Origin of the sequence: Helicobacter cetorum MIT 00-7128 (assembly GCF_000259255.1) — a bacterium.
GTDB classification, from domain to species: Bacteria; Campylobacterota; Campylobacteria; order Campylobacterales; family Helicobacteraceae; genus Helicobacter; species Helicobacter cetorum_B.
Map to the genome: position 1 here is coordinate 1671768 of NC_017737.1, position 15596 is coordinate 1687363.

Sequence of the window (15596 nt, forward strand, 5' to 3'; positions counted from 1 at the left end):
GAAACAGCTTAAGCCCTTTTTGATTGAAAAATCTATCTTAAATATAAGGCTTAATTAAGGCTAAGTTAGGCTCATCAATGCAATGTGTGGCATGCTGTTTTAAAATCTCTTTAGCATTAAAGGCGATTTTTGTATGCGCATGCATAAACATGCTCAAATCATTCGCTCCATCGCCTACAACTAGAGTATTTTCTTTTTTGATACTTAACAAGCGCTGTAAGGCTAGTAGCATTGTGCCTTTAGAGTGTGAAAACATCATATGCCCCCCTACTAAGCCATTCAACACATTATTTTCCACACAAAGCGTGTTGCTAAAACTTGCATCAAGATTTAATAAATCTCTATAATAATTTGTTGCTAAATCAAAGCCCCCACTAAAGCAAACTATTTTATAACCCTTTGCTTTTAAAGCATTGATGAGTTCTGTTGCCCCCTTATGCAAAGGTAGATTTTCACAAACTTCTTTGGCAAGTTTTAAGGGCATATTTTTAAGCTTTGATACCCTTTCTACAAGACTTTTGTAAAAATCTATCTCACCATTCATCGCTTTTGAAGTGATGTGTTGAACCTCTTCTAAAGCGCCCCACGCTTTAGCCAAGCACTCAATGGTCTCAGCATTTACAAGCGTGGAATCAAAATCAAAAACGGCTAGTTTTTGCACTCTATAAAAACCTTTTAAGCTTTTCTTTTACTAGCAATGCCCTTGATGTATTGGTCAGCCAAATACAATCCATGGCTTTCATTGCCGATTAGCTCTACTTTATCCAAAATATCTTTAAAAAGCACTTCTTCTTCATGTTGCTCGGCTACATACCATTGCAAGAAGTTAAAGGTCGCATAATCTTTATCTTTGAGGGCGTGGTCTACGATATTGCTGATAGACTCGCTGATATGTTGCTCATGCTTATAAGCCTTTTGGAACACTTGCGCCAAATTCTCAAATTTATGCTCAGGCGCTTCAATCTTATTTAATTGCACAGGAACATTATTTTCATTCAAAAATACGATGAGTTTTTTAGCATGCTCGTATTCTTCAGCCGCATGGTCAAACAAGAAAAGTCCTGCTCCATCTAAACTATGGGTGTAGCACCAAGAGCTCATGCTCATATAAAGATTAGAGGCATTCATTTCTTTATTCACTTGTTCATTCAATAACTTAATAGTATCGTTAGATAACATCTTAAACTCCTTATTTTTCCAAAAATTAAATTGTCCCATAATGATAGCATAAATGATAGTAAGATTACAAACAAAATTGTGATTTTTTTACAAAAAAATCACAAAGTTTTAAAAATGAGAATTAGACTTAATGCCCTAATGGCTACAAACCCCCTATTTAAGCACTTTTTAAGCCCTAAATAGAGTTTAATATATCAAAAATACCCCTCGCTTAAAACTAAGATTATTTTACAAAATCTATTTTCAAATTGCTAGATATATGACCTAAAAACCCTAGTAAAAAAGCTTTTTCTTTAAGAATATTCCCATTTACTAGAATTTGATTAACTCCAAAATCTTGGCTTAATTGATAAAAATAGGACGCTAAAAATTCACCCAAAAATTCTAAAAACCCATAGCTTAAAGTAATGGTATCCACTTTGGCAATAGCAAAACTCATGCCAACCTTTAAGGGGCGTGCAATATCAAAAGTGTCCTTAGAAATTTTATAATCAATTTTAGCCCCTTGAAACCCAACAAATTCTCTAGCTAAAGACAATAAATCTTTTTCATAGCCTAAAATATTTTTAACTACTTCTAAAAAATCAAAAAGATTATTAGAAAGCTTACTTATAGGCTCTAAATGACTAAGATAATCGTGCAGTTTAGGGAATTTCTTTTCATAATTGATTAAAAGCTTTTTGCCTGAGCCTTTATTCAAGCTCTCATAAACCAATCTAGGATTAGTCTCAAACTCTACCTTAAAACAAGAATTTAAAGTTTCATTTTCATACAATCCACATATCGTGGGCAAAATACTATCTATTTGTAAGCACAATATCTTTTCATATTGATAATTTTCTTTTAAGGTTTCTAAAAGAGGTTTAAAGCTAAGTGGCAAGGTTTCTAAAATTTTAGAAACTTGATGATAAGTAGTTAAGGGATAAGCGTAACGATTGCCTATAGGCTTAAAATTCCCTAAGGGCGTTTCTAAGGGTGCAAAAGTATCCCAAAAGTGTGGCTCACTACAGCCTATACACCCATGCCCTGCTTGGATAGGCCAACTTGTCTTTTGATTGAAACGCATTTTAGCGCAGTTATTAAACACATGCGGTCCCTTACAACCAACCATATAAAGACAAGCGCCTTTTATAGCATTCTCATCGCCAAAGCTCTCTACAAATTCCCCCACATCAAAAGCCCCCCTACGATTACAAATATCATGCACTCGTTGTGAAAAAGCCCATAAAGGACGATTGAATCTATCCACGCTAGGGGCTTTCCCAAAAATAAGAAAATACAAAATACTCCCTATAATATTCTTTTCACTAGGCGGACAACCAGCAATATTGATGACTTCTTTAGTAATCACTTCACTTAAGGCTTTAGAATGCGTTGGGTTAGGATAGGCTGATTGCACGCCCCCAAAACTAGAGCATGTCCCTATAGCTAAAATAACCATCGCATGCTCACTAGCTTTTTTAATCATTTCTAAGCCTGTAGTTGCATAAGCACCGCTAGTAAAGGCATTTTCTAAATTATCATTTTCATGTGTAGGAATAGCCCCTTCTACAATCAACACATAATGATTTTTGTATTTTTCAATGGCTTGTTCTAAAGTCTCTTCTGCTAAAAACCCCGAACTTACCATTAAAGTTTCATGGTATTCCAAGCTTAGATAATCAAATAGCACGCTTTCAATGCTAGGTTCTTCAGTGCGCAACAAACTCTCACTACAACCGGTGCATTCAGCAATGTGTAGCCAAATTACGGGCATTTTATAAAGCTTTTCTAAATTTTTAATCACTACATTCACATCATTTTTAGGGGTTTTTAGGGCATTAGACATAAGAGTGGCGTATTTTTGCAAATAAGTTTTATCAAAGCCTTTTTCTAAAAGAGCGCTATAAAAATCCTTATAAGGATGTTCTTCAAACTCTAATTTATCGCTAATTTTTTCAGTAATACTATGGTAATAATCTTTGATTTCTTGAGTGCTGGGTCGTTGTGGATTTTCTAAATCTTGCATAATTTTTCCTTGTAAAGTTAATCATTAACAAACAAAGGCAAGAAAATTATAGCAAACCTCTCTTAATGAGAGGCTAAAAGATAAGAATTTTTATAAGTAATTAGTCAAAGATAAATTATTGATTTTGTTAGTGGAGGCTAATACGGCATTATAATTATTAGTCAAGTTAGAAAACTTATTATAAGTCTCTGCAATATCAGTGCCGGTGGTTTCCCCACGAATGCTTTGAACTTGAGTCTTTAAGACTTCATTACGCCTAATGATATTTTCAAATGCCTTGCTATGAGCGCCATTTGAGGCAATCATCTTTTCTACATGATCAGCCAAATGGTCAATCACACTAATACCATTTTGAATCCCTAAATTACGCATATCACTTGAATAAATATCTCCCAAAGCATCAGGGCGATAAATCCCTTTTCTTACAGAAGTGATGACATCTTCTAATTGCTCAAATAAATTCACGCTTGGCTTATCAACAATTAAAGCGTTATTAGCATTTAGGCGAATGCTTGGCTTATCGCTATGTAAAGCCTCTTTAGAAAAATCATTAGCGTCCTTGTCAAAAAGCATGAATTGCATCTTAGTGAGTGAGTGCATATTGTCTTTAATAACCATTTTGCCATCTTCATTCAAATTGACTGAAACATTGTTTTTGGCTTGCTTTAAAAGCTCTAAAAACTGCTCTTTACTTTCTGTTGAGGGAGCATTTTCGCTGATTTGTTGGTAGGTGTTAGGATTGATATTACTATAATTAAGCGCAATACTCATAGCATCCATAAGTTGGCGATAAGTTATTTCATCAGGCTTAGAAATTTGAGCTTCTGTGGTATTTGGATTATAAAGAGGGATTTTAGCATTAGGCAAGTTCAAATATGCCCCATTACTATCCAAAACTAATTGTGCCTTTAAAGGCAAACCATTATGGTCATTTAATTTCATATCAAAAATAGCGCCCTCTAAGCTCCCATTAGCCACTTCGCTTAATTTTGTAGAACCTATAGCCATTTTATTATTAGCAATTTGAGCGATATTGCCCTCTAGCGTAGCACCAGAATGCGTAAAATAGGTCTTTTGGTATTCACTAGCGTTATTGGTAGGAATACCCGCTACTTCTAAGCCATCTTCATCTAAAGTGCTTAAAGTAATATTGATAGGCAACTCCCTAGAGGTATTATCAATAATTCTCAAACGCCCATTTGTTTCAATCTCTACATCTACTTTATTATTAAAGCGTGTTTGTATAGCGTCTTTTAAATCTTTCATAGTAGCGCTTGAGACATCTAAAAGAGTGGGCAAAGTAGGAATTTCTACATTACCTTGCATGACCGCACGCTTACTACTAATCTTAAGCGTTTTTACATCATCACCAAAAATATCGCTTAATTTGGTGTTTTTATTCGCTAAAGTATTGTCTTTAGTAACAAATACGCTAGGAATTTCTAATATTTTATTATTATAAGCACTAGGAATCCCCCTAACCTTGCTTAGACTTCTATCGGTTACAAACGAGCTTTTCACATATTCTGTAATTCTTTTGCCACTAGAACGCAAATCATCTAAATCATCAAAATCCCCATCGCTAGAAATCAAATGAAAATCCAAATTTTCATTACCCGGAGTTAAATTTTTAATCTCAATTTGCCCCCAAGCATTCAAACTTACATCTACGACTTTATTTTGCGAAGTATTACCATAAGCACGACCAATCTTATCCAATAAATCGCTCACTTTAGTCGCACTCTCTTCATTTTGATATGCTTTATCTAAAGAGAACTTTTCTTTAAAGCTAGAGCCATCGGGTCTAATGCCTTGCAAATAAAAATATTCTTTAGAGTCATTGGTTGTATCATTATCATTATCACCAATCAAATCCCTTAAAGTATCGCTAGGCTTAATAAAAACTTCTTCAGGTAAATGCGTGTTTTCTAGTCTATCCATCACATCAGGGTGCAATTTTTTTTGATTAAAGAGTTTGATATTGGTTGTAATAACTTTATGCTTATCCCTATCACTACCTAAAAATAACTCTTGACCGCTAATATTATAAGGCACAAGATTATTAGAGCTCACTAGAGCGTTTAAATCTTCGCCATTGCCATGGTATTTGCCTGTGCTGTCAATTGGAGGTCTATCCACTTTAGAGCCTCCAAATAAGAACTCTCCGCCTATAGAAGTGTTAGCAATGTTTATCATATGCTCTCTTAAACGCTCCAAGTCATTAGCAATCGCTGTGCGAGAAGTTTCTGAATGAATATCATTGGCTGATTGAATAAGCTTAGTTTTAAAAGTTTCCATAGTTTTTGAAAACTCTTGCAAAGCCTTATCGGTATTAAGCGTTGAAGTATAGGCATTTTGAGCTACATCAATGCCTTGATTTAGGGTGTTTTCTTCGTATTGGAATTTTAAATTTTGGTTGTTAATATCGCTATTTTGATAGCCATAGCGAATCTTCAAACCAGAGGCAATTTGCGTGTTAGTGTCATTAATCTTGTTTTGTAAGGCATTTTGGTAGTTATTCATTTGATTGTATTTAGAGCCAAAAGTAACACGCATAAACTCAAATCTCCCAATAATTTTAATCTCTATATCGGCTATTATGAAAAATACAAGCTAAAAGTATTCCAAAAATTAGCTTTCATAAGAATGTCATTAACTCTAAAAACAATTAAATCTCTATCAACAACTATTATTTAAAGTTCTAGCCCTCTAATTTTCTCTAAAACCCCCACACATACCCCACATAATAAACATACTCTCTTTTATAATTCACTTTATAATTAGCTGTATCAATATACTTTTGAGAAAGCATAGGAATCTTTACTCCTAATTCAATACCATGGTGTTTAAGAATATTAGTTCTTAATCCAAAATCAAACAAACATTGAAAATGAGTCGCTCTAATCTTATCTTTAATGCTACTAGAATACTTTCTAGTAGATAACCATGAATTACCTGCTACTTGAAACCCTCCAAAGATTCCATAACTAGCTAGTTTGTTTTCAAAGATATTCACTAGAATATCTAAACCTACTCCATAAGTAAGCATGTTCATATTTTCTTTATGAGTGTTTCTTTGACTTAACACTCCATAGTTATAATCTAAGAAAGCATAGTATCTTAATCCAAATTGACCATATTTCTTTTTACTTTCTTTATTGCCTTTAATATAGTAGTTAAACATTTGTTTATAACCACCCTTGATTCCAAAGCCTAGCATATAACCTTGTTGTTTAGTTTCTATCTCTTTATTGTTGTTAGTGAATGTAGTCATAGGAGAGCTTGAGTAATTTAAGTTATTAAACATACTAGCTAAAGTGCTTAGACTTGCTAAGGCTATAGGTTTAGAAGATTGTAGAGTATTGTAGGTAGCTTGGTGTTGTTGGGAGAGAGTATTAGTAGAGTTGGTGGGTAAAGCCATAAAAGTAAAGCTAAGCTGTTGTTGGTCAGCTTTGGGTAGAGATGTGTTGATATTAGAAAGGATTTGCTTGATTTGGTTTTTATCGGGGTAACTTCCACCTAGTTGGTAATTGGGGTTATTTTTCCATTGCTCGTTATAAAAATTACCAAAATCTTTAATGGCTACACCTATTTCTTTAGGATTATGAGAGTTAAGGGCGTTAGCTATATTGCCTACACTTTGCCACCAATGTAAAATGGCACTATAGAATTCTTTTAAAGTTAGGTGTGGATTGTATTGGTATTTTTCGCAGCTACCATTTTCACAATTAGCATCAGCTGGTTCGGTTGAACCTTGAACAACTATCTTTGGTTTCTCTGGATTATTGTGTGTTTCACCAATATACGCATTTACAGGACTATTCATAACAATATCATACATCCATGCACTTAATTGCATACTAGAATTAGAGCGTTGAGAGTTATAAATAGGAATATCCGTAAGCATTTTATCAATAATATTAAGGGCTTGTTGTTTATCATTTTCTTTTTCGGTGTTGTTTGCAAATTCTAAAGCACTGATGTGTTCTTTTAACTTTGTCATTGCGGACTGATAGATACTTGCATCACCTATTGCATTTCCACTTTGCGTAGACTTGTAGAACTCTGCATCAAGTGTGCCAAGTTTGTTATAAGTATTTATGAGCTTAGGGTCTATCTTTTCTATTAAAGTTCTTAAAACTGCAGGTTTTTGGCTGTAGTCATCATAACATTCTGCTTTGCCATTATAAGTTAGATTACAACCATTATAAACATTAATTTGATAGTATTTATAATACTCTTTAGCAAAATTTTGGAACGCATAATTGAGTGCGTAAGCATAATTCACATCTTTTTTATCTTCTGCTATGCCTTGTAACATTTGAAAGAGCATAAGAGCGTTAATGCCAAAATTGGGGGCTAAGTAAGCGTTATTGTTTTTGTTATATCCATTATTAGTCGCATACCACCCTATATACCCATTTTGTAAAATCTCTTTATCTGTAATGGTATTATTCCCACCAATAGTATTATCTTTGATTGTTTTAACAAGTATGTTTAAGTCTTGTTGGATAGTAGGATTATCAACAAAGGTGGCATTAGATGTATTTAAAAGATTTAAAATATTTTGAACCTTTGATTTGATAGTGTCTAGGGTAGCACTATTTTGCGAGCCAATTACATAAGTAACACTACCGGGTGTTGTAATGCCATTTAACTCTTCTAAATAACCCTCCAAATACCCCTTAATAGATGAAAGTCTTAAACTATCAAGGCTTTTAAGCACTTCTGTAGTAGAGGTAGGGCTAGAATGAGTGGCGTAGTTATTTGTTATAAGTGTTGGTTGTTCTTTAGAATGTGTTTGAATAAGATTAGTAGTTGGATTATTTTTTATAAGTTGCAATAATTCATTGGTTTGAATCATCACTAAACCTAAGCTCATAATGCCCACACCATTTTGAGTGATTCCTGCATTTAATTGCAAGCTTTTAGCTAGATTTTCTATTTGAGGGTTTTTAAACAAGCTAGGGTCTTGTTGTAAAGCTTGTAAAACATTGATAGCTTGTTTTTGAATGTTTAGTTGAGCGAGTTGTGTTTTTTGCTCTGCTGTAGCACTACTACCTAAAGTGTTTATTTGGTTTTGTAAATTTGTGATTTGACTAGAGACACCATTAGAAAGCGTGTCTAATTGATTAGAGTTTAGTAAAGGCACCTTTAGGGGAGAATATATACCCCCCCCCCCAAAGAATCGTTGGGGTTGTAGTTAGGATTAGTCATAGAAGAGTTTTCTTTCATTTGTGCCATTTGATAGTTAGCTCCAAGAAAGAAAGAGCTTTCTTCAGCCATTAAAGAACTAGCTAGACTTAAACTTAAGGCACTAAAAAGTTTTATGGTGTGATGAGACATAAGAATTTCCTTTTTTAAAATGATTTTACGAATGAAAATAAGCTTGAATTGTAGCAGAAAAGTTCTAAAATGATAAGTTTTTAAAAAAAATAATCCCAAAATCTATCCAAATCTTAAATCAAGGGTTTTTAAAGTTAGATAAATTTTATTATCGCATGTAAAAAACTTAAAAATAATGATTAACCACCATGCTTTTACTAAGTTTTAAAGATTGCAAATCTTTATCAAAATATCGCTCAACCTTATAAAAAACTATATTTAACCAATGCTAACTAAACTCTAAAGCCCATTTTTTTAGCTTTTCCTAGCTATTAGTAGCGCAAAATTCACCCATTTAAACAGCACTTCCACATGCTTAAATCCTACACTCTCTAAAAGAGCGGTATTTTCTTGCAAGCTATAAGGCACAAGCACATTTTCTAAAGCCTCTCTTTTAAAAGTGATTTCATTCATGCTATAACCCTGATTTTGCTTATAAAGGTAGTAGAGTTCTATCATTTGCTTGTCTAATATCCTATCTTCACTCATAATCTTTTCGCCTACTAATAAAATACCATTTGGCACAAGGCTGTTATAAATCTTTTTAAGCAATATTTCTCTTTGCATGGGGCGCACAAACTGCAACACAAAGAGCAAGGAAAAGGCATTAGCCTTTTTAAACTCATAGTCCAAAAAATTCGCACACTCAAAGCTAATTTGCTTAAAAGCGTTTAACTTTTCTTGAGCTTTATTAAGCATTGCTTTTGAGCTATCAATGCCAATTAATTGTACATCTTTATTTTCTTCAAGTTGCTTGTTAAGTGCGATAAAAAAGTTTGCAGTAGAACAGCCCAAATCATAAATCAAGGGCTTTTTATCTATGGTCTCTTTTAAATTTTGAGCGATAAAATACGCCCCCAAATTCAGCATTTCATTATAATAAGGAATGGAGCGTTCCAGCATGTCATCAAATACTTCAGCAACCTTTTCATCAAAACAAAAGCGTTTGTTTAGGGCTTTATTAAATAGAGTGTCTTTCATCAAAAATCTTTCATTTTTTGACTTATTATAGCTTAAGTGTTTTTTGTTTCACACCCCACACATAGAACAATCTTGCTTTTTAGAGATTTCTAAGATTTCAAAATCTAAAGAACACATTTTAAATTCTATACGCCTATTTTTATGCACTAATTTATCCTTAAAATCACAAATGATTTTAAAACTCTCCATTGCAGTGAGTGAGGCCACTAAAGAGCACATGGGACTAAATGAGCCTATTTTTCTATTCTCTCTATATAACTTTTTTAAATTCTTAGTATAAGGCGCATTGATTTCTTGCAATGCTATATCAAAACAGCCATAACATGCGCTTTCAAAAGGCAGAATACTTTGCCCAATTAGACTTAGATGTAAATTATACCCACCCCCTATAATGTGAGGAATTTTTCTTTTCATACACTCTTTAGCAATAATCTCGCTTGTAATATCCACACTAGGATAGTCCGCACAATTAATGCACAAATCAAAAGATAAATTAAAATCCTTAAAAAAATCTTTAGTAAGCTTTTTATCAATCTTAAAAATTTTAAAATCATTTGGCACAGAATAGTTTCGCCATTCTCTTTCAATACAATCAATCTTTTTTAGCCCCACATCTTTTTCTTTATAGAAATGTTGTCGGTGCAAATTGCTCAACTCCACTCTATCATCATCAACTAAAATGAAATTTCTTACCCCACTTCTAGCTAAAATATCTGCAATATAGCTCCCCACAGCCCCTAGACCCACTATCATAACCACTTTAGTTTGTAGCTTGTTTAGACATTCTAAAACTTGTGAAGTTTTAAAACAAAAATCTTCTAAAAAATTGATTAAGCGATAATTTGATGAAAAATCATCATAGGGTTTATCAACTTCTATAAGCACATGCTTTTGGACTAAAAAATCAATTAAGTTTAAAACATTTTGTTTTTCAAAAACGCCCCTTTGTAAAATATCTTTCAAGGGGGTTTTAGCATCAAAATTTCTTAGCCATTCTGTAATATTACTAGAGATTTCACACAGACTCATTTCTCTCACATTAGTTTTAAAAAACCCCATAACAGGTTCATTATAAGAAATAGCTACGCTAGAACGCAAACGATAAATTTTATTATCCACAGACTTTACATTCCTTATGTTTTTTTAATTCAATCCAAAAAAATTCACCTTGATTGATTAAGTATTCCCCTCTTTTAGTTTTAGGAAAATCTACCCCTAACAAAAAATACACGATACACAAGCTCGCATACGAAGCACTGAATAAAGAGCACGCACTAATACTGCCACAACCCCCTAAAATAACATCATTTTCTGACTCTTTATTGCTTGGTGTGTTATGACTAATGGTGATATAAGTAGGATGATAGTCTTTTAATCTCTCTTTAAAATCATTCACATAGCAATCAATACAAGGCGTAACTTTAGGAATAATAATTTCTCCTGTGCTCATAGAATGCGCATTAAACCCGCCTCCAACAAACATGGCAATATTTTTAGGATAACAAAAACGCCCTATCTTTAAGGACAAATGCCCGATATATGGCTCATCCATAGTATTGATGACTAAATCAGTATTATCATTGATATACAAAGACAAATCACTACTAGGAATAATTTTATCTTCAAAAGTTTTAATGTTTAATCTTGTATCAATTTCTAGCAAATACTCTTTTAAAGCAAGGGTTTTATAAGCATTTAAATTATTTTTATGCGTATAAAAATGCTTGGTGGCATTACTTCTTTTCAAACGCTTATAATCAATCAATACAAAATTTTGTATCCCCATTCTTGCTAAAAGGATAGCAATACTAGAGCCAACACTCCCTGCTCCAAAAATCACTATTTTTTTACTCTCCAAGGCTTTTTGACAATCTTCTCCACTCAAACTAATATTCAAATCATCAAAAAAGGCGATTTGACGGCTAAATCTTTCGTTAATTTCAGTCTGCATAGACGCATCTATAATTAAATTTTGTGTTTTTAAAAAATGAATAAATTGATGAAGGCTATTCATCTCAATAGAGAGTTTTTGACTAATGGAGTCTAAAGAATGCAACCCATCTAAAAGGGGTAACACCTCTAGCATTAAAGCATGGCTTTCTATAAGGACTTTTTCTCGTGTGTTGATACGATAAAACTGGATATAAAATTCCCCCACCCTATTTTCATTCTTTTGAATATAAACTTCCACGCTATCTTTAAGCTTGTAGCATGTATTGAAATTGGTGTTCATAACTATAGCAGTATACTCTTAAACCATCTCAGTATTCTAGCATCTATCCAAAACGATAAAAAACTTTAATTTCTATTATATTTGGCAATTTCTTCACCCGTGTATCCTCTTTCTTTCAATAATTCTGCACAAGCTAGTTGTCTGCCTTGTCTTTCAAAACCACTTTCAGACCATTTTCTATCTTTCATCTCTTCAAAAAGCTGTTTATCGCTATAAGAAACAAATTCTTCTTTAAATCTAAGCTTAGCAATCTGTGTCTCCCTAATGCCTTCTCCGACATATTTAGCACCCTTCTTGGTTAAGTCCCAAGCTTTATTCCAAAAGCCCATTTTATAATCCTTGCTTTTTAAATTATATTTTTATTTGATGATTTTATTTTATTTATCATCTTCATCAAAACAAGCCCCAACCCTCTCGCCTATCTCTCCACCAAGAGCAGCCCCAGCACTTGCTCCCACAAGCCAACCAGCCACAGCCCCTGCTGTAGCTCCTAAAACTGTCCCAACTCCAGGCACAATAGAACCCAAAGCTGCACCAGTAGCTGCTCCTTCAGCTGCTCCTACACTCCCTGCAACACCACCTACTGCTGCACCTCCAGCTGTTCCTACCGCTCTGCCTCTTTTTGCATTCTTTCCCATTATGGTATTTTCCTTTCGTAATCTTAAAATTAAATTAGTGCTAAAAACTCTTACCTTGATGTTCTTGCGCTTTCAATAAATTTTCTTTTTGACATTGATAATAGTGTTGCGCTTGTTTCATATGCTTTTGAGCCTTTATAGTATCTCCTAAGCTACCTGCTTCTTTGCTTTGTGCGTAATGAAAATTTGCACTCTTTTTATTTTGCATAGCCTATGATTAAACATGTCTTTTGGGTCTTTAAAAAATCTCATAATCTTTCCTTTTAGTATTGCACCACACCAGAATCAACTTCTAAGTAACGCTCCCACTCATCTAAACTATCACTCTCGTTATTTCTAGTGCATACTCGTGTGCAACAATCGCTTGCCCCACCACTGCAACCCTTGCTATAATGATGAGCAACCCCATCTATTTCTAATTTAATTTCTTTAAATTCCAATTTTTGCATTTTTACTCCCTAGTTTTATTGACTTTTCAGCTCTCTAAGTATATATATATATATATCTTTAATTTTGCTTAAATTCCAAAAGAAATTAATTTGGTGGCGTTTTATAAGCGTGTCGCTTTTTAATGAGACCCTATTTTCTTGTATCGCACAATCACTAGGGCATTAACAATTTTGTTTTTTAAGTTTATTATATAGAATAGACAGAAGTTTAGGCATCACTACTTGCATTGAGATACAAACATAAAAACAAATTCAAGCCGATCAACTACACCCTTTTAATCCATCCTAAAGCGTTGATTTAGAACTTCATAAAAATAGAGTGTCTTTCATCAAACCTAATCTTATAAATATTTTTAGAAATTATACACATAGTTGGCATAAAATACAGCTGCTCTTTTATAAGACATTTCCAAATTAAGCATACCACTAGATTTGAAATAATATTGTGTGGCTAGAGGAATCTTTACTCCAAGCTCCACACCATTATGCTTATTGAGATTCGTTCGCACCCCTATCATTAAAGGGATTTGAAAATAGCTTGTATGGATTTGCACTTTATCCCCTAGTTGTTCTAGTTCGTTTTTTAAAGTTTTGATTTGACTAGACTTACTATCACTCCAAGAACTCCCTGAGAGCTGAAACCCAAGAAACGCCCCTACAACGAGCTTATTTTTATCAATAAAATTATAGAGATAATCTACCCCTACTCCATAAACAGAATTATTGGTGGTTACTTGGCTAAAGGGTTTGCCCCACGCATAATCATAAAATCCATACGCCCTAACCCCATTTCTTTTTTTATTACCAAAAAACCATTTATACCCCGCATTGATGGTAAAGCCTACCATACTAGAAATGTTAGAATGATTATGAGAAGTCAAGCTTTGTATTACAGATTGCATAACCATGTTGGTTGCTGTAATATTGGCTTTAGCATTTGAAATAGCTACGGCGTTAAGATTAGTGTTATGACCTTGCGCATCTGCATTATAAAAACCCTGCGCATAACCCTTAATAATTTGAGCGCCTCCTAAAAAACTTAAATCATCTCTTGTTTGACCTTGAACCGTAAGAATTACTTTATAATCATTAGAGTTATTTGCATTTAAAACACCTTGAAATTCCTCTTTCATTGAGGATTGGGTATCTTGACCAACTGCACTCCAATTAATAGGTGTGATTGTAGCTCCATTTTCCGCAGTAGAACCAATCATTAAAGCGTCATAGAGTTTTTTAGTCGCCCCTTGCACTTCGGCAACAATCTGAGCTTTTTGACTAGCAGTAGCAACCATGGGAGCATTAGCTTGAGGCGATTTGCCACTATCCCATGTGAGATTACAATTAGTAAATTCTGGGGTTTTAGTATCACATATATTAGGATTTTTTTCATTTGCTCCCAACAACCCTACAAGCGTATTTTTAGCTTGGTCTATCAAGCTTGACACACTCTCATTGGCTTTCACAATTTGAGCGTTATTGAGTAAATTCTTAGCTTGAGAGTTAATGGAAGTGTCATAAATACTAGAATTACCTTGTGATTGTAAAAGCGAATATTGAAACCCCACACTCATATATGCCCCGTTTTCCTCAGCCAAACCAACCTCTAAAACACTAGCCCCAACCATAAAAAAACTTAAAAATCTTTTAATACGAAACAAATACATGACTACCTTTCCTTAAAGTATCTAATAAAAAAATTTTGGTAATATTTCAGTAGTATAAATCTTTTTTGTTTAACTTTCGTTTAATTTTATTAATTCTTATTGAGATAAAAGATTTTTGAGTGGAACAATTTTAGATAAATACCACCAAGTTTTCATCTTATCTTTAGATAAAAGCTTAGTGAAGTTTCTTAGCTATTCTTTAGGGATAAAGAGATAGTTATCATAAGGGAATGACTTTGTGTGTTGGTAACCTAAACTATCTAAAATACTAAATACTCTATCTTTGTTATTTTCAAAAGTTTCAATAAAGATAATAGGGCGGTATTTTTTCAAAGTTTCTAATGCACCCTCAAGCATTTCAATTTCATGATTTTCTACATCAATTTTAACAAAATCAAGCCTCTCAAAGCCATAATCTTTTAAATTGATTGAATCTAGGGCAATCAATTTAAAAGCGCCTTTTTCATCTTGAGTGAGACTTACTGCACCCATATTATGCAGATAAAACCCAGTAATCTGTCCATAATGCAAGTATTGAGAATTAATTTTTGCATTAATACTTTTGTTAGATAACCCCACATTAAGAGGTGTAACAATGTTTTGCAAATGATTTAAAGCAATATTTTTTTCTAAAATTTCAAAAGTAGAAAAGATAGGCTCAAAGGCTAAAATTTTAGTTGCTTGACACTCTAGGGCAAAATAGAGCGAATGATTACCAATATTAGCTCCCACATCTAAAATGTATAGCCCCTCTTTATTTGAGAGCGCTTTTTGATTATTGGGGGGGGGGGGGTGAGAATGTCTTTTAATTCCTTAAGGATTTCTATTTCAAAATAGGTTCCTTTATCTACAATGTCATTTTGAATAGGGTCTAAGGGGTAATTTGGCACATAAAAGGATGTATTATTGTTATACCACACACTATCTAGCATAGAAAGTTTGCGTTTGATTTGCATGTTATCTTGCATAACTTGCTTGATTAGCTCCATATTACTAGGCAAGTAATACCATAATTTCAATTTGTGTAAAATCTTTTTAAAAATTTTTGCAAACATTGAT

The 15596-nt window shown here is 33.4% G+C and carries 16 protein-coding genes; all 16 read right to left on the minus strand.

The genetic code is table 11. From position 1 onward, the window contains the following. Window positions 1–37: 37 nt before the first annotated feature. Window positions 38–661 (minus strand): phosphoserine phosphatase SerB, encoded by a 624-nt coding sequence (serB, locus tag HCW_RS07680; RefSeq protein WP_014661654.1) that lies wholly within the window; start codon window positions 659–661, stop codon window positions 38–40. A 14-nt stretch (window positions 662–675) separates the two neighbouring features. Continuing rightward, window positions 676–1179 (minus strand): ferritin, encoded by a 504-nt coding sequence (locus HCW_RS07685; RefSeq protein ID WP_014661655.1) that lies wholly within the window; start codon window positions 1177–1179, stop codon window positions 676–678. A gap of 223 nt (window positions 1180–1402) precedes the next feature. Further along, on the minus strand, window positions 1403–3187 hold the full coding sequence (locus HCW_RS10045) for a hydrogenase small subunit (protein ID WP_014661656.1): 1785 nt from the start codon (window positions 3185–3187) through the stop codon (window positions 1403–1405). 90 nt (window positions 3188–3277) lie between these two features. Then, entirely contained in the window at window positions 3278–5743 is a 2466-nt protein-coding gene (gene flgL, locus HCW_RS07695; RefSeq protein ID WP_014661657.1) for a flagellar hook-associated protein FlgL, read from the minus strand. 163 nt (window positions 5744–5906) lie between these two features. Beyond that, entirely contained in the window at window positions 5907–8339 is a 2433-nt protein-coding gene (locus tag HCW_RS07700; protein ID WP_014661658.1) for an outer membrane protein, read from the minus strand. A gap of 2 nt (window positions 8340–8341) precedes the next feature. After that, window positions 8342–8533 carry a hypothetical protein gene (locus HCW_RS07705; RefSeq protein WP_014661659.1) on the minus strand — a complete coding sequence of 64 codons (192 nt, stop codon included), beginning with the start codon at window positions 8531–8533 and terminating at the stop codon, window positions 8342–8344. A 294-nt stretch (window positions 8534–8827) separates the two neighbouring features. Next, window positions 8828–9553: a carboxy-S-adenosyl-L-methionine synthase CmoA gene (gene cmoA / locus HCW_RS07710; RefSeq protein ID WP_014661660.1), complete on the minus strand. Its 726-nt coding sequence runs from the start codon at window positions 9551–9553 to the stop codon at window positions 8828–8830. A gap of 48 nt (window positions 9554–9601) precedes the next feature. Then, window positions 9602–10672 carry a HesA/MoeB/ThiF family protein gene (locus tag HCW_RS07715; RefSeq protein WP_014661661.1) on the minus strand — a complete coding sequence of 357 codons (1071 nt, stop codon included), beginning with the start codon at window positions 10670–10672 and terminating at the stop codon, window positions 9602–9604. Next, window positions 10665–11786: a ThiF family adenylyltransferase gene (locus tag HCW_RS07720; RefSeq protein WP_014661662.1), complete on the minus strand. Its 1122-nt coding sequence runs from the start codon at window positions 11784–11786 to the stop codon at window positions 10665–10667. Before HCW_RS07720 ends, HCW_RS07715 begins: the two co-directional genes overlap by 8 nt. Window positions 11787–11851: 65 nt before the next feature. Then, window positions 11852–12115 (minus strand): hypothetical protein, encoded by a 264-nt coding sequence (locus HCW_RS07725; protein ID WP_014661663.1) that lies wholly within the window; start codon window positions 12113–12115, stop codon window positions 11852–11854. A 48-nt stretch (window positions 12116–12163) separates the two neighbouring features. Then, on the minus strand, window positions 12164–12424 hold the full coding sequence (locus HCW_RS07730; RefSeq protein ID WP_014661664.1) for a hypothetical protein: 261 nt from the start codon (window positions 12422–12424) through the stop codon (window positions 12164–12166). Window positions 12425–12464: 40 nt separating this feature from the next. Continuing rightward, window positions 12465–12632, minus strand: a complete 168-nt coding sequence (locus HCW_RS09485) for a hypothetical protein (RefSeq protein ID WP_014661665.1) — start codon at window positions 12630–12632, stop codon at window positions 12465–12467. 55 nt (window positions 12633–12687) lie between these two features. Next, entirely contained in the window at window positions 12688–12873 is a 186-nt protein-coding gene (locus HCW_RS07735) for a hypothetical protein (RefSeq protein ID WP_014661666.1), read from the minus strand. 353 nt (window positions 12874–13226) lie between these two features. Beyond that, window positions 13227–14537: an outer membrane protein gene (locus HCW_RS09140; protein ID WP_014661667.1), complete on the minus strand. Its 1311-nt coding sequence runs from the start codon at window positions 14535–14537 to the stop codon at window positions 13227–13229. A gap of 192 nt (window positions 14538–14729) precedes the next feature. Continuing rightward, window positions 14730–15269: an FkbM family methyltransferase gene (locus tag HCW_RS07745; protein ID WP_014661668.1), complete on the minus strand. Its 540-nt coding sequence runs from the start codon at window positions 15267–15269 to the stop codon at window positions 14730–14732. A 2-nt stretch (window positions 15270–15271) separates the two neighbouring features. After that, window positions 15272–15592, minus strand: a complete 321-nt coding sequence (locus HCW_RS07750) for a hypothetical protein (RefSeq protein ID WP_014661669.1) — start codon at window positions 15590–15592, stop codon at window positions 15272–15274. Window positions 15593–15596: the final 4 nt, after the last annotated feature.